At 68.0% G+C, this 19,545-nt stretch carries 17 protein-coding genes, 1 tRNA gene and 1 pseudogene; 15 read left to right on the forward strand and 4 right to left on the reverse strand.

Annotation, left to right across the window (positions count from 1 at the left end):
• The 12 genes and pseudogenes from U9977_RS03030 to U9977_RS03085 all read left to right on the forward strand — a co-directional run.
• Positions 1–199: pseudogene (locus U9977_RS03030) on the forward strand (hypothetical protein); the annotation flags it as partial.
• A gap of 72 nt (positions 200–271) precedes the next feature.
• The gene (locus tag U9977_RS03035; protein ID WP_322747612.1) at positions 272–1,048 is read left to right on the forward strand and encodes a SurA N-terminal domain-containing protein; all 777 of its coding nucleotides are present in this window, start codon (positions 272–274) and stop codon (positions 1,046–1,048) included.
• 22 nt (positions 1,049–1,070) lie between these two features.
• Complete coding sequence (gene mazG, locus U9977_RS03040) at positions 1,071–2,222, forward strand: nucleoside triphosphate pyrophosphohydrolase (RefSeq protein ID WP_322747613.1); 1,152 nt, start codon at positions 1,071–1,073, stop codon at positions 2,220–2,222.
• A gap of 132 nt (positions 2,223–2,354) precedes the next feature.
• Positions 2,355–4,202, forward strand: a complete 1,848-nt coding sequence (sppA, locus tag U9977_RS03045) for a signal peptide peptidase SppA (protein ID WP_322747614.1) — start codon at positions 2,355–2,357, stop codon at positions 4,200–4,202.
• Positions 4,203–4,461: 259 nt separating this feature from the next.
• Positions 4,462–5,748, forward strand: coding sequence for a phosphopyruvate hydratase (gene eno, locus U9977_RS03050; RefSeq protein ID WP_322747615.1), 1,287 nt, complete (start codon positions 4,462–4,464; stop codon positions 5,746–5,748).
• Positions 5,748–6,215 carry a septum formation initiator family protein gene (locus U9977_RS03055; protein ID WP_322747616.1) on the forward strand — a complete coding sequence of 156 codons (468 nt, stop codon included), beginning with the start codon at positions 5,748–5,750 and terminating at the stop codon, positions 6,213–6,215. Before eno ends, U9977_RS03055 begins: the two co-directional genes overlap by 1 nt.
• Entirely contained in the window at positions 6,212–6,754 is a 543-nt protein-coding gene (locus tag U9977_RS03060; protein ID WP_322747617.1) for a DUF501 domain-containing protein, read from the forward strand. The genes U9977_RS03055 and U9977_RS03060 overlap by 4 nt, the downstream gene beginning before the upstream one ends.
• Positions 6,751–7,779 carry a Ppx/GppA phosphatase family protein gene (locus tag U9977_RS03065; protein ID WP_322747618.1) on the forward strand — a complete coding sequence of 343 codons (1,029 nt, stop codon included), beginning with the start codon at positions 6,751–6,753 and terminating at the stop codon, positions 7,777–7,779. Before U9977_RS03060 ends, U9977_RS03065 begins: the two co-directional genes overlap by 4 nt.
• Positions 7,780–7,924: 145 nt before the next feature.
• Entirely contained in the window at positions 7,925–8,734 is an 810-nt protein-coding gene (locus U9977_RS03070; RefSeq protein ID WP_322747619.1) for a uracil-DNA glycosylase, read from the forward strand.
• Between the two features lie 123 nt (positions 8,735–8,857).
• A complete protein-coding gene (locus tag U9977_RS03075; RefSeq protein WP_322747620.1) occupies positions 8,858–10,330 on the forward strand; it encodes an NAD(P)/FAD-dependent oxidoreductase in 1,473 nt (490 codons plus the stop codon).
• Between the two features lie 476 nt (positions 10,331–10,806).
• A tRNA-Leu gene (locus tag U9977_RS03080) sits at positions 10,807–10,881 on the forward strand.
• 440 nt (positions 10,882–11,321) lie between these two features.
• Positions 11,322–12,149: a Bax inhibitor-1/YccA family protein gene (locus U9977_RS03085; RefSeq protein WP_322747621.1), complete on the forward strand. Its 828-nt coding sequence runs from the start codon at positions 11,322–11,324 to the stop codon at positions 12,147–12,149.
• Positions 12,150–12,201: 52 nt separating this feature from the next.
• Here U9977_RS03085 and U9977_RS03090 read toward each other — a convergent pair whose 3' ends face one another.
• Both U9977_RS03090 and U9977_RS03095 read right to left on the reverse strand, forming a co-directional pair.
• Positions 12,202–12,612, reverse strand: a complete 411-nt coding sequence (locus tag U9977_RS03090) for a PPOX class F420-dependent oxidoreductase (protein ID WP_322747622.1) — start codon at positions 12,610–12,612, stop codon at positions 12,202–12,204.
• Positions 12,613–12,733: 121 nt separating this feature from the next.
• Positions 12,734–12,961 carry a DUF4287 domain-containing protein gene (locus tag U9977_RS03095; protein WP_322747623.1) on the reverse strand — a complete coding sequence of 76 codons (228 nt, stop codon included), beginning with the start codon at positions 12,959–12,961 and terminating at the stop codon, positions 12,734–12,736.
• Positions 12,962–13,065: 104 nt separating this feature from the next.
• Here U9977_RS03095 and U9977_RS03100 point away from each other — a divergent pair, with 104 nt between their 5' ends.
• Positions 13,066–13,461, forward strand: coding sequence for a hypothetical protein (locus tag U9977_RS03100; RefSeq protein ID WP_322747624.1), 396 nt, complete (start codon positions 13,066–13,068; stop codon positions 13,459–13,461).
• A gap of 65 nt (positions 13,462–13,526) precedes the next feature.
• Here the strand turns inward: U9977_RS03100 and U9977_RS03105 are convergent, their stop codons facing one another.
• Both U9977_RS03105 and U9977_RS03110 read right to left on the reverse strand, forming a co-directional pair.
• Positions 13,527–14,603, reverse strand: a complete 1,077-nt coding sequence (locus U9977_RS03105; RefSeq protein WP_322747625.1) for a DUF459 domain-containing protein — start codon at positions 14,601–14,603, stop codon at positions 13,527–13,529.
• 281 nt (positions 14,604–14,884) lie between these two features.
• On the reverse strand, positions 14,885–16,516 hold the full coding sequence (locus U9977_RS03110) for an MBOAT family O-acyltransferase (RefSeq protein WP_322747626.1): 1,632 nt from the start codon (positions 16,514–16,516) through the stop codon (positions 14,885–14,887).
• 253 nt (positions 16,517–16,769) lie between these two features.
• Here U9977_RS03110 and U9977_RS03115 point away from each other — a divergent pair, with 253 nt between their 5' ends.
• Positions 16,770–17,675 (forward strand): alpha/beta hydrolase, encoded by a 906-nt coding sequence (locus U9977_RS03115; protein ID WP_322747627.1) that lies wholly within the window; start codon positions 16,770–16,772, stop codon positions 17,673–17,675.
• 356 nt (positions 17,676–18,031) lie between these two features.
• Positions 18,032–19,545, forward strand: a 1,514-nt coding sequence (locus tag U9977_RS03120; protein WP_322747628.1) for a sensor domain-containing diguanylate cyclase, incomplete at its 3' end; no start/stop codon positions are given.

Consider the following 19,545-nt stretch of genomic DNA (forward strand, 5'->3'; position numbering starts at 1 on the left):
GGTGTTGACCTGCGGCCAGCATCACCGAACACTCCACCACAGTGACTGGCAGGTACGGATCGCTGGCGACGGTGTTCCCGAGTGGATTCCCCCGGGATGGATCGACCCGACCCGCACCCCCCGACGCAACCCCTACCGCCGCACCCTCCACGACAAGCGAGATAACCCCGGAGACGATCTCTTCGGCGGCGTTCCCTGAGAGCACGTGATAGCGGGGAACTGATGGGGTCCCCGTGTACACGGTGGACGGCGAGCCGATACGGTCACAGCCGTGAAGACCCGGTCGGCCGTTCGCCGTGTTCTCGCCAGCGTCGTGCTGGTCGTCCTAACCTCGTCTGCCTGTACCACTCACGCGGGGTCCGCCGCGCAGGTCGGCGACGAGACGATCGAGACGTCGACCCTGCGGGGAATTGTCGACCGCGGCATGGCCGCCACCCAGGCGGCCGGACCTGCTAAGGATCCCCAGACCGGACAGGCCGCGGCACCGATCGAGCGTAGTGATCTTCAGCGCGGGGCGCTGACTCAACTCGTCGCGGCCAACCTTGCCCAACAGGAGGCCCGTCAGCTCGGGGTGGCGGTCACCGGCCAGGACATCGATTCCTACTATCAGACTCTCGGCGTGCTCCAATACGGCAGTGTCGCCGCTTTTGAAAAAGTGGCTGCACAGGGCGGTTTCGCTCGTGACGATCTACGTGTGTTGGTCCAGACCGATGCTCTTGAGCTCGCGCTTGCCGACCGGCTCGCGCCGAACTCCGTCGCCTCCGACGCGGACGCCCGAAACTTCTACGACCAGGCCGTCGCCCGGTTCGGCCCTCTCCCGCTGAGTTTTGGCCAGGCCAAGCCGTTCCTGATCCGAAAGCTCTCCACGGAGCGGACAGCGGCGGTGGAGGCGGAGCTTCGCCAGATTTCGCAACGGGAAGCAATTTTGATCAACCCCAGGTTTGGTGTCTGGTCCGCATCCCAACGGGCAGTGGTTGCCGCGGACGGCTCGGTCGCGACCACGCCGGCGCCGGAGCCGCTCGGCCAGACAGCAGCGATGACCCAGTGAGCCGCATACCGACCCTTCGGTCATGACGGCGAGCATCGTCGTCCTGGTGACCAGCCCACGGGTCGCGCCTGGCCTGCTGGACCTGGCCGCGTGGGATCTGCTGCGGGCGGCATCCGCGGTCTGCTGCGGGTTGGCGGTGCATCCGCAGCGCGACGTGCTCGCCGCGGCCGGCATACCGGTCGAGGTCCTGACGGGCACGGATGCGTCCGCATCCGCCGAGGAGCTGCGTAGCCGCGCATGCGCCGACCCGGCCCGGCCCGTGGTGTGGCTCGCCGCCCCGACCGGCGATCTGGGACCGGGTGGCGCACCGGACGTGGCCGGCGAGGCGGAACTGCTGGCCGCACTCGCGACATCGGCGGGTCCGGACCTCACCGTTTCGACGCGCGAGGGTTCGCGTGACCTGCCCGGGGCGAAGCTCCTGGACGCGGTCGCCGTGATGGACCGGTTGCGCTCGCCCGGCGGTTGCCCGTGGGACGCGCAGCAGACCCACACGTCCCTTGCCTCCTACTTGCTGGAGGAGGCCTACGAGGCGTTTCAGGCGATCGAGGACGGCAACCACGCCGAGCTGCGCGAGGAGCTCGGCGATGTGCTCATGCAGGTGCTGTTCCACGCCCGGATCGCGACCGAGGGCGCCGGCAGCGCGGCGGCCTGGGACGTCGACGACGTGGCGACCGGCCTCACCGAGAAGCTTGTCCGCCGCCATCCCCATGTCTTCGGGTCGGTGACGGTGGATGGCCCGGCCGCGGTCGAGACGAACTGGGACAAGATCAAGGATGTCGAGAAGGGCCGTCGGTCGGTCACCGAGGGCGTGCCCCTGTCCCAGCCGTCGTTGGCGTTGGCGGCGAAGCTGCAAAAACGAGCGGCGAAGGTCGGCGTGCCCGAGGAGCTCGTGCTCGGCGCGGGCCGGGTGTCGTCTCCGGCCGAGATCATCGCAGGCCTGGTCGCTCCGCCGGACGCACCGGCCATGGCTGCGGACCGCACCATCGGCGACCTGCTGTTCGCCGCGGTCACGCTGGCGCGCCAGGCCGGGGTCGATCCGGAGGCGGCACTGCGGGCGTCCGCCCGCCGGTTCCGGGACACGCTCGCCGGTACCGAGGAGGCCATCCGTGCCGCCGGTCTTGACCCGCGAGACGCGGGCGCGGACTCCTGGCGCGCCCACTGGCCGTCCGCATAGCCAATTGCCGGTCGCTCTCAGTTGACCGCGCACCACCGATTGGTCCCGCCCCCTTGATCCCCCGTACCGGCACAATCCCGGCGCGATGAGAGTACCTGCTGATGCGCGTAGCCTCACCGTATGGCAGGAGGCATGGCAGGAGGCACTGCGCGGCAGGCATGGGCGAGCGTCCACCGGGTGTATGCCGGGCGGTCCGCGCCGATCGTCTTGGAGCTTGACCTGACCGTCGACCCGACCGAGGGCGTACCCGCCGACCCGGTGGCCGCGGCCCTGACGCGTCGCCGTCCGTCCCTGCGCGCCATTGTGGACGGGCTGCGCCGGACCGGCAATGATGGCCGCGCGTCCACGCTCATCGCGCGGATCGCCCCGTGTGGGATGCCGCTCGCGCGCGCTCAGGAGATCCGCGACGCGGTGATCGCTTTTCGGCACGCCGGTGGCACCGCCTTTGCCTATTCGGATGCATTCGGTGAGTTCGGCGGCGGGACCGTCCCGTATTACCTCGCGTCCGCCTTCGATGAGATCTGGCTTGCCCCGCCGGGGGATCTGGGCATTACCGGGGTGGCGCTGGAAACGCCGTTCCTGCGCGACGCCCTGGACCGGCTCGGGATTGAGATCCAGGTCGGCCAGCGCCATGAGTACAAGAACGCCGTCAACATGTTCGTCGAGCGTGATTTCACCGCCGCGCACCTGGAGGCGAGCGGCCGGATCGTCGCGTCCAGCCTGGCTATGATCATTGATGGCATCGCCACCGGGCGTGACCTGCCGCCGGACCGGGTCCGTGACCTGATCGACAACGCGCCGCTGTCCGGTGAGCAGGCAGTGCGCGCGGGCCTCGTCGACCGGTTGGGTTACCGGGACGAGGTGTATGCCGCCGCCCGTGCACACGCCCGCCGGACCGTGCCTGACGCCGGGGAAGGCGAGGGCGGGACGCTGGTGTATCTGTCCCACTACCGGCGTGCGTCGGTGCGTCGGGAGGCATCCCGGCTGCGCGTCGCCACGCTGTCCGCGCGGGGCCCGGCGCGGTCGCAGCGGCGTCGGGTGATCGCTGTCATCCACGGGACGGGACCGGTGGTGCTCGGCCGTCCGGGCCGTTCGCCGCTGGCTGGTCCTGCCATGACCTCGGACGCGCTCACCGCCGCCTTCCGTGCCGCCGGCCGCGACGATGATGTCGCCGCGGTCGTGTTCCGCGTCGACAGTCCCGGCGGCTCGTATGTGGCCTCCGACCTGATCCGTCGGGAGGTCGAACGGTTCCAGGCGAGCGGCCGCCCGGTCGTGGTGTCGATGGGTTCGGTCGCCGCGTCCGGCGGATACTTCGTCGCGCTCGGCGCGGACGCGATCGTGGCGAACCCGGGGACCCTCACCGGGTCGATCGGGGTGTTCGGCGGCAAGCAGGTCGTCCGGGAGCTCCTGGACAAGATGGGTGTGCGCTTCGGTGCGGTCGCCGAGGGGGAGAACGCGCTGATGACCTCGCCGCAGCGTGCGTTCAGCCCGTCCGAGCGGGCGAAGCTGGAGGAGTTTCTCGACCGGGTCTACGACGATTTCGTCGCCAAGGTCGCAGCCGGTCGGGGCATGTCGTCCGAGGCTGTGCACGAGGTCGCCCGTGGCCGGGTCTGGACGGGCGCCGACGCGCGTGACCGAGGTCTGGTCGACGAGCTGGGCGGGTTCTCTCGGGCCTGCGAGCTGGCCTGGGAGAAGGTCGGCCGGCCCGGCTCGGACACCCCGCGACTGCGTCTCCTGCCCAAGGTCGGACTGGCCGACCGGCTGCGTTCTCCGCGCTCGAGTGAGGACCCTGCGGCCGCTGCGGTCGGTATGGCGGGTATGGCGGGTATGAGTGGTATAGCCGGTATCGCGAGCATGGCAGGCGTGCTCGGCGGTGCGGCGTTCACCGGCGGCTGGGGTCCGCTGGCGACGGCCGCGGCGCGGGCCGGACTGCCGCTGGGCGGTCCGCTGCTGATGCCGCCGATCGGCCAGGTCACCTGACGGCTTTCGGCGTGCTCCGGCGGGTCGGTGTCCTCTAGATCACCTTGGTGTGGCATCGGGCCCGGTGGCGCGTCCGTCGTGTCCGGATTCAGGGGCGTTCGGCGTGGCGAGCCGAACGTGCATGGCGCGGGGCCTGCTGGCGATAGTCTCAGCCGGGCCGTACGTGTCGGTGTCGCCAACAGCTGGTCTCGCCGATGTCCGGCCGGCCCACGCACTCGCCACAGTCCCGTCGGATGCGTCACCCCGGAGGTCGAAACCCGTGCCGTCCATCGAGGCCGTACGAGCCCGCGAGATCCTTGACTCGCGTGGCAACCCCACCGTGGAGGTCGAGGTCGTCTTGGACGACGGCACCCTCGGCCGCGCCGCCGTACCCAGCGGCGCGAGTACCGGCGCCTTCGAGGCGGTCGAGCTGCGTGACGGCGACGACCGCTACGGCGGCAAGGGTGTCGGCAAGGCGATCGCCGGCATCATCGACCGCATCGAGCCCGAGATCCTGGGCCTGGAAGCCACCGAGCAGCGCATTCTCGACCTCACCCTGCTGGACCTGGACGGTACGCCGGACAAGTCCGATCTGGGGGCGAACGCCATCCTCGGGGTGAGCCTCGCGGTCGCCAAAGCCGCTGCGAAAGCGTCGGCCCTGCCGCTGTTTCGCTACCTGGGTGGTCCCGGCGCGCATCTGCTACCGGTGCCGATGATGAACGTCGTCAACGGCGGCGCGCACGCCGACACCAACGTCGACATCCAGGAGTTCATGATTGCCCCGATCGGGGCGTCGACCTTTGCCGAGGCCCTGCGGTGGGGCACCGAGACGTATCACGCCCTCAAGGGCGTGCTCAAGGCAGCGGGGCTCGCCACCGCCGTCGGTGACGAGGGCGGTTTCGCCCCGAACCTGCCCACCAACCGGGCCGCGCTCGACCTGCTCGTGGAGGCCATCGGCAAGGCGGGGTTCCGGCCCGGGCAGGACATCGCCCTTGCTCTCGACGTGGCCTCCACCGAGTTCTTCTCGGACGGCTCCTACCGGTTCGAGGGCACCACGCGTACCGCCGAGGACCTCAGCGACTACTACGCCGAGCTGGTCGCGGCCTACCCGATCGTGTCGATCGAGGACCCGCTCGCCGAGGACGACTGGACTGGATGGGTGCAGCTCACCGCACGCCTGGGTGATGCCGTGCAGCTCGTTGGTGACGACCTGTTCGTCACCAACCCGGCGCGGCTCTCCCGGGGCATCGCGGAGAAGGCCGGGAACGCGCTACTCGTCAAGGTCAACCAGATCGGCACCCTGACCGAGACGTTGGACGCGGTCTCGCTTGCGCATCGCAACGGCTACCGGTGCATGATCTCGCACCGATCGGGTGAAACCGAGGATACGACCATCGCAGACCTCGCGGTGGCCGTCGACGCCGGGCAGATCAAGACCGGTGCCCCGGCGCGCAGCGAACGGGTCGCCAAGTACAACCAGCTGTTGCGTATCGAGGAGGAGCTCGACGACGCCGCCCGTTACGGTGGCGCCGCGGCCTTCCCGCGCTGGTCGTCGACGGCCGGCTGATGGCAGGGGCACGCCGAACCGCCCTGACCACCCGCATGACCCTGCTGGTGGTGGTGATCTGCGTGCTCATACTGACCCTCGCCTACCCGTTGCGGCTGTACCTCCAGCAGCAGAGCCAGCTCAACGGGCTCGCCGCGCAAAACGCCGACCAGCACAAACGGGTGGAGGCCCTGAAGACTGCGGTGGCCGGCTACGATGATCCCGAATGGACCCGGGATGAGGCCAGGACGCGGCTGCACTTCACCCAGCCGGGGGAGACGGTCTACCTGGCACCGGCAGCGGCAGCGGTGCCGTCATCCCCGGTGCCGACCCCCGGCGCCGCCGCAGCCGAGGCACCGTGGTTCTCGCGGTTGTGGTCGGACACGGTCGGCGCGGGAGCGCCCTCCACGGGTATCGCGCCAGGCGCTGGTCAGACGGCTTCCCGCCAGCCGGTGACGGCGCCGAGCCCGTCGGCCACGCCGCGATGACCGGCGATCTCGTCGGCCCGCAGGATTGCGCGGTTGTCGCACGCCAGCTTGGCCGGGCGCCGCGGGCGATGCACCGGGTTGCCCATCGGTGTTCCTGCGGCCTGCCGGACGTGGTCGAGACCAGGCCAAGGCTGGAGGACGGCACGCCGTTCCCGACGCTGTATTACCTGACCTGCCCGCGGGCGGCGTCGGCGATCGGGCGGCTGGAGGCGTCCGGGTTGATGCGGGAGATGACCGAGCGGCTCGCCGCCGACCGCATCCACGGCGGCGATCTTGCTTGCAGATATGACAGAGCACACCGGGACTATCTGGCCCGCCGCGACGCCCTTGGCGAGCTGCCCGGCGCACCGGGCGCCGGTGGTATGCCGACCAGGGTGAAGTGCCTGCACGTGCTGGTCGCGCACAGTCTGGTGGCTGGTTCGGGGGTGAACCCGTTCGGCGACGAGGCGCTGGAGCTCATGGCCGACTGGGGGGTCCGCGGGCCGTGCGTGCACGCCGGACCCGACCCCACCACGGAACGAGAGGCTGATCTGCCATGACCCGCGTGGCCGCGGTCGACTGCGGCACCAATTCGATCCGGCTGCTGGTCGCCGAGGCGGTCAGCGAAGAGGCGGGCAGCGCCGGGACGGGCAGCGCCGGGACGGGCAGCGCCGGGACGGGCAGCGCCGGGACGGGCAGCGCAGCGAGCACCACGCCTGCGCTCGGTCGGACCACGCCGCGCCTGCACGCCCTGGTCCGCCGCATGGAGATCGTCCGACTGGGAGCTGGGGTCGACCGGACCGGCGAGTTGGCCCCTGACGCGCTGGACCGGACATTCGCGGCGCTGCGTGACTACGCCAAGGAGATCGACCGGCTCGGTGCCGCCAAGGTTCGGATGGTGGCCACCAGCGCGACCAGGGACGCCCGCAACCGGGACGTGCTGGTGGCGGGGGTGCGCTCGATCCTGGGCGTCGATCCCGAGGTGATCACCGGCGACGAGGAGGCTGCGCTGTCCTACGCCGGTGCCACCGGCGAGCTGCACGGGCATCCCGAGCCGTTCCTGGTGGCTGACATCGGCGGCGGATCGACCGAGCTGGTTCTAGGCGACGCCGACGGCGTGCACGCGGCACGATCGGTGAACATCGGGTGCGTGCGGCTGGCTGAACGGCATCTGCATGACGATCCGCCCACCGCCGGGCAACTCGCGGCGGTGGTGGCGGACGCGCACGCCGCTTTCGATCTGGCCGAACAGACGGTGCCGATCCGCTGCGCCGCGACGCTCGTCGGGGTGGCCGGGACGGTCACGACGGTGGCGGCCCTCGCCGCCGATCTACCCGGTTACGACCCGGACCGCATCCATCTGTCGGTGACCGCCGCGTCGGACGTCGCCGCTGTGACCGATCGACTGGCGGCGATGTCGCACGCTCAGCGGGCTGCGCTCCCGGTGATGCATCCCGGCCGGGTCGACGTGATTGTTGCGGGGGCGTTGGTAATGCGCACGCTGGTCGAGCGAGTCGGCGCGTCCGCAGTGATCGCCAGTGAGCACGACATCCTCGACGGTATCGCCTTCTCTCTGCTCGGCTGATGTCTCCCGGTTCGGCCGATTGAGCGCCCTGATCCACTCGTTGGTTGCCGGGCGCTCTAGGTTTGTTGACGTGGACGGGATCCGCGGTACCGAAAGTGATGTTCATACGGCCGATAATCGTACGGCCGATGATCGCCGGCCGGTCGTGCCCGGCTCGGGCTGGCCGGGCGATCCCGCGTCGGGCGCGACTGCGGTGGCGTTCACCGCAGTCGAGGTGGAACGGCTGGCCGCCGGCGCCGGTGACACGGCCGAGCTGGACGCCCGGATGTCGGTCTGCCGAGCCTGCCCCCGCCTGGTCGACTGGCGCGAGGAGGTCGCCGCGCAACGGCGGGCCGCCTTCGCCGATGAGCGTTACTGGGGCCGGCCGGTACCCTCGTTCGGCCCTGCCGACGCCCGGGTACTCATCGTGGGACTGGCGCCGGCCGCGCACGGCGGTAACCGTACGGGACGGATCTTCACCGGAGACCGCAGCGGTGACTGGCTGTTCGCATCATTGTACCGGGTCGGGCTGGCGCAACTGCCGACGTCGGTGTCGGCCGGTGACGGTCAGCGCCTGGTCGCCACCCGCGTCGTGACCGCCGTCCGCTGCGCTCCGCCCGCGAACAAGCCGACCACGACCGAGCGGGACGTCTGTAGATCATGGCTCGTCCGGGACCTCGAACTCCTGCGCTCAACACTGCGCGTCGTCGTTGTCCTGGGTGGGTTTGCGTGGACGGCGCTGTGGCCGGCGTTGGCACGGGCCGGTTACCCTGTACCGTCGCGCCGACCGACATTCGGACACGCGAGCCGGGTCGTTCTCAGCGATGAGCGCGGCGGGGGTTTGGTTGTCCTCGGTTGCTACCACCCGAGCCAGCAGAACACGTTCACCGGACGGGTCACGGCCGGGATGCTCGACGCGGTGCTCGCCAATGCGGCGGGTGTGGCCGGCCTGGGCGTGGCGGTCGATGATAAATAACGGAACCACGATCATCGCGGGCGCCATCATGTTGATCTCCGCGTGGTGCATGTCACGCGGATGCCCGCACCGCTGATCGCGTATCACGAGGCATAGCACGGTGGTGGCGAGTACCTTTTTTGTATGAGCTTTGGACATCCTCCGCACATCCTTGTTGTGGGCGGCGGTTACGTCGGTATGTACACGGCTTTGCGTCTTCAGCGTCGACTGCGTCAGGGTGAGGCGACCGTGACGGTGGTCGAACCCAACTCGTACATGACATATCAGCCGTTTCTCCCCGAAGCGGCGGCGGGTAACCTCGAACCGCGCCATGTTGTTGTGCCACTACGTAGTGTGCTGAATGCCTGCAGGGTTGTCAGTGGCAGTGTGACCGGCATCAACCACGCCCAGCGACGGGCATACATCGCACCGAACCAGGGCACACCGTACGAACTTCGCTACGACATCCTGGTCGGGTGTCCCGGGTCTGTCGCGCGGACGCTGCCGATCCCGGGCCTCGCCGAACTGGGCATCGGTTTCAAGAGCGTGGCCGAGGCGATCCACATACGAAACAAGGTCATCGAGCGGATGGACTCCGCCGCGTCCAGCAACGATCCACAGCTTCGGCGCCGAGCGCTGACATTTGTGTTCATCGGTGGCGGGTTCGCGGGTATCGAGGCAATCGCCGAGCTTGAGGACATGGCACGCGACGCCTGCAAGTTCTATCCCGAGCTGTCGCCGTCGGATATGCGATGGGTCATGGTCGAGGCGAGTGGGCGGGTGCTGCCCGAGGTTTCGCCGGCGATGGGTCTGTATACCTTGAAGCAGCTTGAGCACCGTGGCATTGAAATGAAAGTCAATACCCGCGTGAAAAGTCTCGTCGACGGACACGTCGTGCTCGACAGCGGCGAGGAGTTCGATGCCGAGACCATCATCTGGACGGCCGGGGTGAAGGCACACCCGCTGCTCACCAACACCGACCTTCCGCTGGACGAACGAGGTCGCATCAAGGCGACGGCGTTCCTTCAGGTGGACGGCGTCGAGCAGGCGTGGACAGCCGGTGACTGCGCCGCGGTTCCCGATCTCACCAGGGGTGAGGGGGCGACGACCAGTCCCTCGGCGCAACACGCGGTTCGTCAGGCCCGGGTGCTGGCGAACAACATCCTCGCCGATCTCCGTGGCGAACCGATCGCGCCGTACGAGCACCGGTACGCCGGCAGCGTGGCGTCACTCGGCCTGCACAAGGGTGTGGCCGACGTGTACGGGATGAAGCTGCGCGGGTGGCCGGCGTGGCTGATGCACCGCACCTACCACCTCAGCCGGGTGCCGACGTTCAACCGCAAGGCGCGGGTCCTCGCGGACTGGACCCTCGCCCTGTTCTTCCGGCGGGAGATCGTCTCGCTGGGGGCCTTCGCGGACCCCCGGGCGAGTTTCCGTGAGGCTGCCAACCCGTCCGCCGCAGCGGGCGGGCAGGGCTCCACGGCCGCGACCCCGGTGCTTCCATCGACGAGCGCCGGGCATGGTGAGACCAACGGTTCGGTGGCCGCTGGCCGCAAGCCCGCGGCCACCAGGACGGTGGGGGCGGCCAAGCCGTCCGGGGAAACGTCGGTGGCGTGACCTGCCGGCAAGGCGCGCCATGGCGCGCAGCTTGTAGACGATTAGCACCAGATGCCCGCTGTAGGCGACTACGGCGGGCATTTCCGTGAGCGGAGTCGGGTCGGGCGTGACGCGTATCCGTCCGAGCCATCTGATCGGTCAGGGGCCGGCTGGGTGTGGCGAGGTGCGTGCCCCAGCCCCAGCCCCAGGCCCAGCCCCAGCCCCAGCGCCGATCCACGTCCCTATTGTCGGGCGCTCTGACCGCCGGACCCCCCACGTCGGGTTGGGCGGCTGCGCCACGATCCGCTGATCCCGCGCGATTACCGGTCCGGGCTACAGGATAGCGTGACGATCACTTTACTTCGCGCAGGCAAACCGGTCTTGATCGTCACGATGTGTTATGAGACAGGATGGTTCGGTCACTCCGCACACTTTTTCCATGTTGTCTCTTTCACAAATCCTACGTAGCGTGGTAGAAACATCTCCGATGTAGCCCAGCCGGTGTATCCCAACAGGCAGAGGAGGCTGTCCTAAAAACAGCTCGAGTGTCGGTTCGACTCCGACCACCGGCACATTCATGTGTTCGTGGTACCTGGCTACCGCCTGGTACCTGACTGTCGGATGCCGGCCGGATCATTCCGGCCGGCATCTCGATCCACCATCAGACTATTCATCTGAATGCCTTGTGGGCTGCCGGTGTGACGCGGTCGCACCACCTGGTTTCGGTCTCCGGCGCCGCAGCCATCGGGTCCGGCCTCCTTCGAGTGCGGCGTCCCCGCATGTCGTCCCCGCACGTCGTGTCCGATGTTCGCTCCCTCGTCGCGCTGTGACCGCGCGGGCGCGCGGCCAGGTGAGACAGGGTGGTGGAACACGGTGACTGCGCGGAGCGTTCTACTCTTGCCTCGGACGAGCTCGTCGATCGGGTCGGGTTGCGCCGCGGTCGCTTGAGCTCGATGGCAGCTACGATCTATGCGCCCGGCTGGATGCGGGTGGTGGAAGGAGTCGTATCCTGATGGCCGAGATGCGTTCGTCGAACCCGGTGTTCAGCCGGCGCGGGTTCACCGGCCGGCCCACGGCGCCGGCGCTTGTGCCCGAGTACGGTGCCGGCGGGTATCCGCTGTCGGGAGCCGGAGCGCCACCCACTCCGACCCCGGAGCAGCTCTCCGGTCTGTACCGGGCGCCGAGCGGCATGACCGTCGACGACGTCGTCATGCACACCATGGGGCTGTTCGCCATCGCCGCCGTCACCGGGATGGCCGGCTGGGCAATCGCGCCGGCCGCACCTGCCGTCGGGTTTGTAGCGATGTTCGCCGCGCTCGCCCTCTCCTTCGTGATCTCGTTCAGTCAGCGGCTCAAGCCGTCGTTGATCGTCATTTTTGCGGCGCTCGAGGGTCTGTTCGTGGGCGCGGTGTCGCGGTTCTTCGAAGACGCCTACTCCGGCATCGTGCTGCAGGCGTTGCTGGGAACCGCGGTCGTCTTCGTGGCGATGCTGGTGGCGTATCGCAGTGGCCGGCTTCGAGCGACTCCTCGGATGACCCGGATCGTCTATGGATCACTGCTTGGTGTGATTATGCTCGGCCTGGCCGATCTGGTGATCAGGGCCGTGTCCGGTAGTCACCTTCCAGTCATCAATGACGCCTCTCCGCTCGGCATCCTGTTCAGCGTCGCCGTGCTTGTGGTCGCGAGCCTCCAGTTCATCCTCGACTTCGACTACATCGAGCGCGCGATTGCCAGCGGTGCGCCTCGTGAGGAGGCCTGGCGGGCTGGTTTCGGCCTGCTCGTCGGCTTTGTCTGGGTATACGTGGAGATGCTCCGTCTGTTGTCGAAACTCCGAAGCTAGGGCCTGTCCGACGGATTTTCGATCGCATCGACCAAATATCCACCGGACAGGCCTAGCCGGAGTGGTCTGGACCGGCGCTGTCGATCTTGATACTGATCACGCAGCGCTGGTCGCGGACCATGGCGGCACGATAATCGTCCCAGTCGGGGTGTTCGCCCGACAGTGAGCGGTAGTAGTAGACGAGGGTTTCCATGGCTGCCGGCAGCGAGATGATATGGGCCCGACCACTCACCTGAATCCACGGCCCGTAGAAGGCATCCGGAATGACGCACACAGTCGCGCGCGGGTCCCGGTACAGGTTGCGGACCTTGTAGGCAGGTTCCCTGCTGCTTATGATAACTGCACCGTCGGTGTCCACTCCGACCGTGACCGGTGACATTTGAGGGGTGCCGTCCCGGCGAAACGTCGCGAGAACGGCGTGATGGTTCTCGCGGATGTGTGTCCGCGCTGCCTCGATGTCCATGAGTCGATTCTCGCGCAACCGGCCTAACGGTAGTGTGCGAATCGACCGGTGGGCTCTGGGATTCGGCCGGCTCTGGGATTCGGCCGGCTCGGTGTCAGGCCGACCTCGGGCGAGACCGCCGTCAGGTGCGGATTGCCCGCCTGCGTAGATCGGCTTCGTGAACGACGGCCGCCGCATAGCAGTGTGGGAGACCGTGTTCGTCCTGGAGCCAGTTCACGCGCTCGGAGAAGCGAAGCAGACCCGGCCCGCGGTCGAGGCATCCCAGCCAGTGGCCGACCTCATGTCCGGTGATTCTCGGAATTCGTTCGATAAGGCTGTGGTGGGTCTCTTCGGAGCGTTGTTGCGACATTGACGCCTCCAGTACGCACTGGTCAACGAACCATGGATGGAGCGTGCACCACCAGCCGGACAACGGCAAGACCCGCCACGGCTGTCACGGGATAACCTTCGTCCGTGACCGATGTGGAACTCATGTTCGCCGGGGATCTGGTCAGTGAGGTACGACGATTGCACGATCGGATCCAGGGGTGGACGCCGGGTTCCTGGCGGCAGCGGTCTGCCTCTGTGGGTACCCGTGCTGATCGGGTGCGCGCGCTTGCCGCCGAACTCGCCGACCTCGGTCATCAAGCGGGCTCTGGCGCGCCAGCCGGTGTCAGGCCGCCGAGTCTGGCCGACCATGCGCTTGCGGACCAGATCGTCGTGTTGGCCACCGACCTGGTTGAGACGCTGCTCGCCGATACCCGTGGTCATGTTGTCAACGGTTGCTCGGATCGCCGACGTGATATCGCAGAGCGCGCTCGGTCGGCCGTCCGGGCTGCTCGCCTGGACCTTGAGGGGCGCCGACTCTGAAACAAGGACGTAAATTCACCATAATCGGGCCTTCCGGGTGGAGGTAGCCGTCCCAGGAAGATGTCTCAGGATATCATGTGCCAGTCAGCGTTGATCTCCTTTACGAAGATATCGGCGACGATGGCGGCACCATCAAGCGTCAGGTGAACACCATCAGTGGAGCGGGCGAGTACTGTCTGTCCCCTGTCGTCGGTGAGGTAACTGCTGTAAGACCCGTTGTTCGACAGCCGGTCGCTGACGTTGACGAAGCGGACTCCGGGAACTCTTCGGGCGGCATCTGCGGCGGCTTCGGAGATCTGGTGGTAGTAGTTGTTGAGCCTCGGTTCGCGGGCGGGGGGCAGACTCATCCAGTAGACGCGGCGGCTGCCCCCCGAAGACCAGATCTGCATGACGACGATGGCGCGGCGGCGATACTCGGCCAACCATTGGGGTGATCCGGTCGCGAGGGTGCTGCCGTCCGGCAGCGTGATTCCCTGTGCGTCGTTGCCACCGACGGCGACCACAATCGCCTCTGGATCGCCCTTGGTGACCTGCGCGCGGGCCTGGGCCGCCCAGTCGAAGAAATCCGGACGCACCAGGCCGGTACCGGCGTGGGTGTCGGTATCGGCGTGGATGGTGCCGTGGGACCCGTTCACCATCGACGGCCCGATGCTGTCGCTCAGCGAGTCTCCGGTCACCAGGAGGCGCAGCGGCGTGGCAGCGTCGGGACGGCGCGGGGCAGCCGCGACGCCGGCCGGGCCGGATGGCGGTGCCGAGGACGTTTCCGGGGCTGCGGCCCGCGACGCGGCGGACACCGCCGAGGGCTGGGCTGTCGGGATTCTGCCGTCGGCCGCATCTGCACGGGCGGTGCTGACGGCGCCGGTCTCCAATCCCGGCGGCGGCGTCCTCGGATCGGTGCCGGTCAGTTCTGACGATGGTGCCGAGGCCCTGTCATGCCCGAACGTCGAGGTGAGGAGCCCGGGGATCGCGTCGAGCCCGACGGCGTTGGTGATCCGGTGGAGTGGACGGCCCACGCCGAGCACGATGGTGCGGGTCAGCCCGGGTGACATGCCCTCGCCGGCGTGGACCATGCCGGCGGCGTCGAGCAGGAGTAGCAGGCTGAGGCTGGTGACGACGAGCCTGGCCGCCTGTCGTGCCGACACGGTGCCCCCCGGCGCGGATCCCGGCAGGCGGCGGGTACGACCTGTCTGCGGTCGCCGGACATGTTCCATTCCGGGCGCCGCCATATCGGCGTCCGGCTTCGTCCGGCTTTTCGGGTCCTTGTGCGTGTTCCCGGCGGTCTCCGGTGCCCGAATCGGTTTCTGTTCGCTCATCGCGCCCCCCAACAAGGTTGGAACCTACTCTGCCTCGCCAGCTTGCCGGTGCCGGCCGCTGCTTTCATCCGCGGCCGTGTTGTTTTGGGCCAGGTTTTCAGAACAGGCGCTCAGAACCGGAAGTATATAAATGGTGCGACATCCTGCCGGCCGACAATCGCGTGGGCAATCAGGATGAACCCGACGATTACCACGGCTTGGCCGAAAACGCTGAGTTGGGAGAAGATGTCCGCCGCATGCAGCCGCCAGCTCTTCGGGGTGAGTTGGGTGAGGAGGCCGGTGGCGATGGCGAGCAGGACCTCTCTGGTCACCAGCGGCGCCGGTCCTGGCGCGCTCACCAGGCGGACGAAGATGTCGATGGCGGCCTCGACGTCGGGGGAGCGGAACAGGACCCAGGTCGCGCAGACGAAATGGAAGACGACCAGGCGCCCGAACCATAGTCGCGCAACGGGCCGTGCAACGGAATACAGCCGGGACGCGGCGCCGGCGGGTCCTCCGGCGACTGCGGTGGTCGCGCTGGTGGTCGCGCTGGTGGTCGCTGTGGAGATGACCACCGTTGCCGGAGGGTGGGGCTGGGAGTCGGTCCCGGAGTGGCGGCTGGCCAGCCGTGGTGTTCGCGGCGCCGGCACCTGCGGCCATGGCGCCGCGGCGGTCATGACAGCAGCGGCGATCATGACAGCAGGGGCGGCGGGTCGGCGGCGGGACTGGGCCCATCGGCGTTCGGCTGCCAGCCCGGCACCGTGCAGAGCGCCCCAGATGACGAACGTCCAGGCAGCTCCGTGCCACAGCCCGCCGAGGATCATTGTGATCATGAGGTTGACGTAGGTGCGCCGAGGACCGTGCCGGTTGCCTCCCAGCGGTACGTACACATAGTCCCGCAACCAGCGTGACAGCGTTATGTGCCACCGTCGCCAGAATTCGCGCAGGCTGGCCGCGGTGTACGGGCGGTCGAAGTTGTCGGGGAAGCTGAAACCGAGCAGGAGGGCGATTCCGATGGCCATGTCCGAATAGGCGGAGAAGTCGCAGTAGATCTGCACGCCGTAGCCGTAGATGGCAACCAGTACCTCCAGCGACGAGTGCTGGCTCGGGGTGTCGAAGACCGGATCGACGATCTGCGTGGCAAGCAGGTCCGCGAGCGCGATCTTCTTGACGAGGCCGCCGACGATCAGGAAGATGGCCCGGGTGGCCGGCACCTGGTCCGGGTCTCGCGGGGTGGCCAGCTGTGGAATGAACTCACTGGCCCGGACGATCGGCCCGGCCACGAGATGTGGGAAGAACGCCTGGTACACGGCGAAGTCGCTGGTCTTCGCCGGCAGGATGGTCCCGCGATGGACGTCGATGACATATGACATCGCCTGGAACGTGAAGAATGAGATGCCGACCGGCAATGCGACCTGGAGCAGCGGGAGTGGCGCCGGCAGCCCGATGCGGTCGAGCATCCGGTCGACGGAGAGGGCGAAGAATCCGTAGTACTTGAACCAGCCCAGCAGGCCCAGATCGCAGCTGATCGCCGTGATGAGGATGCGCCGGTCCCGCCACCGGGCAAGGGCGAGCGCGGCCGCCTGATTGAGGGCGGTCGAGGCGAGTAGGAGCGCGACGAACCGTTTGTCGGCATATCCGTAGAAGAAGTAGGAGGTGCCCAGGATGAAGGGTTTCCACAGGTGCGGGCGGGGCATCAGGCTCCAGGAGCCTGCCATGACCACGGCGAAGAACGCCGCGAACTCGATCGTAGGGAAGACCACCCGTACCCGCCCTCGCGAATGTCACTTTGAGCATCAGGTTTTCGACTTAAGGTAGTCGAGCGTGTACGGGTGGGGTGATGGGCACCAGTGGGGGCGCCGGTGGGGGCGTCGGTGGGAGCGTCGGTGGGAGCGTCAGCGGGAGCGGCGGCTGTACGGTCCTGGCTGAGTGCGCGATTGCGTGTGTATGGGTGATCTTCGGCGGAAGTTCGATGGATTGCGAGCATCAGCGGCGCCTGCTCGCTACCTTCCGTCTATGGGCACGGTTCAGGCCAATGGCATCGAAATCGCGTACGAGCTGCACGGTGACCCCAGCGGCCTGCCGCTCCTCATCGTCAGCGGGCTGGGCCAGCAGCTTGTCGGCTGGCATCCTGATCTTCTCCGCGCGATGGTGCGCAGAGGTTTCCGGGTCGTCGTCTACGACAACCGGGACGTCGGGCTTTCCACTCACTTTGATCATCTTGGCCAGCCGGACCTCACGGCCGCGCTCTCCGGGGATGCCGACGCCGCTGCCTACACTCTCCTGGACATGGCGGCTGATGCCATCGGTCTGATGGACGCTCTGGGCTGGGAGTCCGCGCACGTCCTGGGGAGCTCTCTGGGTGGCATGATCGCCCAGACGCTTGCGCTGCACTTTCCCGATCGGGTACGCAGCCTGACGTCGGTCTCCTCGACCCCGGGCAACTATGAGGAGACCCAGCCGACCCCGGAGGCGGCTGCCGCATTGCTGCGCCCGGTGGCCGCGAGCCGCGAGGCGTTCATAGACGGGGCCGAGCAGGCATACAACATCATCGGGCCGGGTGAGTTCCCGCACGACCGCGAGTGGGCGCGTCGGCGGGCTGGGATGGCGTGGGACCGCAGGTACGACCCGCACGGGACCGCGCGGCAGTTGCTTGCCGCCCTGGCGGCTGACGACCGGACGGCGGCCCTGCGCCAGCTGACGATTCCCACCCTGGTCGTGCACGGTACGGCCGATCCGCTCATTCCGGTCGCCGGTGGTCGCCATACCGCGGCCGCCGTCCCGTTCGCCGAGTTGCTGGAGATCGACGGAATGGGCCACGACCTCCCGCGCCAGGTCTGGGAGCGCCTGCTGGACAAGCTCGACGACGTGGCCCACCGAGGCGAAGTGGCCACCACTGCGCGCAGGATGCCCATCGCGTAGGGCCCGGGCATGGGGATGGGCATGGGGATGGGCCGGTTTCGGCGATGGTCGCCTTTGTGCCCTGTGTCACTGCCCGGGTTGGTAACAGGGTGCTCGCTAGGAGCGTGACGGGTTGGCACGGTACCATCACGTATGAGTAAGTGTTCGATCAAATTCCTTCTTCTCGTTCGCACACTTCTTGTGTTGTCACGACTGACCGTTATTACGGCTGGCTGTCACGAGGGGTAAGGGTCATTCGAACTGGTCCGGTTTTTGGCAACCGTCGTGCCTGGTTCGGCGGACAGCCCGGCCTCGCCGGAAGTGCGGTCGAACGAGGGCAACTACGACGGTTCGCCCCGCTGGCCGGCGGGCTGGCGATGGTTGTCGCACTCGCGTCGGTGGCCGTGGCGGCCGGGAAGACCGGCCTGCGGGAGGCAGAGCGGGAGCGCCTTTCCGACCGGTCCAGCCTTGTTGAGCGAATCGCCTACAACACCTCAAAAGTGGACGATCCAGAACGAATGCGGGCGGCCGTCGAGAGCACGCCGTTCATTCCGGACCAGCCGGACGCCGACGCCCGACTGCTGCGGCAGCTGCAACGAACGCCCGCTGGAGACCCCAGCCTGGTCGTCGCCCTCGTCGACCCGGTTGGTAGGCCGGTGGCCACCGTTCCAGCGGCGCGTCGGATATCCGTATCTGATCTTGGTGAGGCCTGGTCGGCCGCACTGGCTGGACGGTCGGCCATGTCGCCGGTATTCGTCCTGGACGATCAGATCGTTCGGGCCACGGTCGCACCGGTGGGCACCGGTCGCCCGTGGGCGGTGGTGGTGCAGGTCGCCGACGAGGCTGTGTCCCGGCAGCGTGAGGAGAAGCGTGCCTCGTTCGGCGGTGTTCCTGGCGGGTTCGGCAATCTTGATGCCTCGGGCGTCGCGTTCGCATCCTGGGACCAGGCGTTGCGGGGCCGACGGCTGGTTGAACCGGCGCGCCTTGCGGATCTGATTCCGGGCGCGGTCCGGGTGTGGACGTCAGGCCGTGGCGCGGCGCAGCTCACCACTCTCGCGGCGCGCCAGCAAACGACCGGTTATACGACGATTTTCCAGCAGCCCACAGCACGCATGTTCGCCGATCTCCGGGCCCGCCAGCGCCGCCATGACCTGATCCTGCTGGTTGTCCTTACCAGCTGCCTGGGCGGCCTGGCCGCGTTCGGGCTGCGCCGGGAGCGGTCGGCCAAGCGGGGTCGGGCCCGACTGCGCACCATGCTCGGCGGCGTCCGGGATATCATCGTCGTCGTCGGTGTGGATCGGGTGATGACTTTTGTCAGCCCGGCCGTTAGAGACCTGCTCGGCTATGACACCGCCTCCTGGCTCGGCTGCGCGCTCACCGACTTCGCCCATGCTGACGACGTGGGCCGGATCCAGCGGTTACTCGCCGAGCCCGGCGGCGGCATCGCTTTCGACGTACGATTGATCCCTGCCTCGGGTGCGGTGCGTTGGTTCGACCTGGAAGCACGTGACGTCACCGACCATCCCGAGTTGGCCGGTGTGCTGGTCACCTGTCACGAGACGGGCGAGCGCAAGGACCTGCAGGACCGGCTGGGTTACCAGGCGTCACACGATGCACTGACGGGTATTCCCAACCGGACGCTCTTCATGAGCGCGTTGGCAGCGGCCGTCGGTACCGCCCGTTGCGGTGGGTCGTCGTTCGCGCTGCTGTTCATCGACCTCGACCACTTCAAGCCGGTCAACGACGGTCTTGGCCACGATGCCGGTGATGCGGTTCTGCGGGTCGTCGCGGCCCGTCTCGTCCAGACGTTGCGCGATGGGGACCTGGCGGCCCGGCTCGGCGGCGACGAGTTCGCGATCCTGCTCGCGGGTGCGGACGAGGTATCGGCGGG

The sequence above is a fragment of the Protofrankia sp. Cas8 genome (assembly GCF_963555845.1).
GTDB lineage: Bacteria > Actinomycetota > Actinomycetes > Frankiales > Frankiaceae > Protofrankia.

Excerpts from the sequence above, each read along its gene's own strand:
- U9977_RS03085 (WP_322747621.1), top strand. The coding sequence starts at position 11,322 with ATGGCCGAGATGCGTTCGTCGAACCCGGTGTTCAGCCGGCGCGGGTTC.
- sppA (WP_322747614.1), top strand. The coding sequence starts at position 2,355 with ATGGCAGGAGGCACTGCGCGGCAGGCATGGGCGAGCGTCCACCGGGTG.
- U9977_RS03115 (WP_322747627.1), top strand. The coding sequence starts at position 16,770 with ATGGGCACGGTTCAGGCCAATGGCATCGAAATCGCGTACGAGCTGCAC.
- U9977_RS03095 (WP_322747623.1), bottom strand. The coding sequence starts at position 12,961 with ATGTCGCAACAACGCTCCGAAGAGACCCACCACAGCCTTATCGAACGA.
- U9977_RS03055 (WP_322747616.1), top strand. The coding sequence starts at position 5,748 with ATGGCAGGGGCACGCCGAACCGCCCTGACCACCCGCATGACCCTGCTG.
- U9977_RS03075 (WP_322747620.1), top strand. The coding sequence starts at position 8,858 with ATGAGCTTTGGACATCCTCCGCACATCCTTGTTGTGGGCGGCGGTTAC.
- U9977_RS03090 (WP_322747622.1), bottom strand. The coding sequence starts at position 12,612 with ATGGACATCGAGGCAGCGCGGACACACATCCGCGAGAACCATCACGCC.
- mazG (WP_322747613.1), top strand. The coding sequence starts at position 1,071 with ATGACGGCGAGCATCGTCGTCCTGGTGACCAGCCCACGGGTCGCGCCT.
- U9977_RS03065 (WP_322747618.1), top strand. The coding sequence starts at position 6,751 with ATGACCCGCGTGGCCGCGGTCGACTGCGGCACCAATTCGATCCGGCTG.
- U9977_RS03060 (WP_322747617.1), top strand. The coding sequence starts at position 6,212 with ATGACCGGCGATCTCGTCGGCCCGCAGGATTGCGCGGTTGTCGCACGC.